Here is a 274-nt window from a genome sequence, read left to right on the forward strand (position 1 = left end):
GTGCAATGTTCGTCAAATAAAAAATAATTGGCTCAAAACTATCAACCTCATATCCTTGCGATTCTTTGTCATAGGCTCCCTTGCCTATTTAGGTTGTCTTGGGCAACTCAGAATCAGTAGTAGTATTGAGCACTAAAGCTGGTTACGCCTTAGAAAACTCTGCTTTAGATAACTCACCGTTTTGGTCAGTATCAAGCTCAGTAAACTGGCTCATAAGTGAGGCGTCAACTGATGCTTCAGCTTGGCTAATAGCGCCGTTGCCATCCACATCGAG

At 42.7% G+C, this 274-nt stretch carries 1 protein-coding gene; it reads right to left on the reverse strand.

Features of this window, described 5'->3' with window-relative positions:
- Positions 1 to 142 precede the first annotated feature (142 nt).
- On the reverse strand, positions 143 to 214 hold the full coding sequence (locus AAEY79_RS14825) for a hypothetical protein (protein ID WP_352289126.1): 72 nt from the start codon (positions 212 to 214) through the stop codon (positions 143 to 145).
- Positions 215 to 274 lie beyond the last annotated feature (60 nt).

Source organism: Psychrobacter sp. GW64-MNA-CIBAN-0177, from assembly GCF_040309585.1.
In the GTDB taxonomy this organism is placed as follows: domain Bacteria; phylum Pseudomonadota; class Gammaproteobacteria; order Pseudomonadales; family Moraxellaceae; genus Psychrobacter; species Psychrobacter okhotskensis.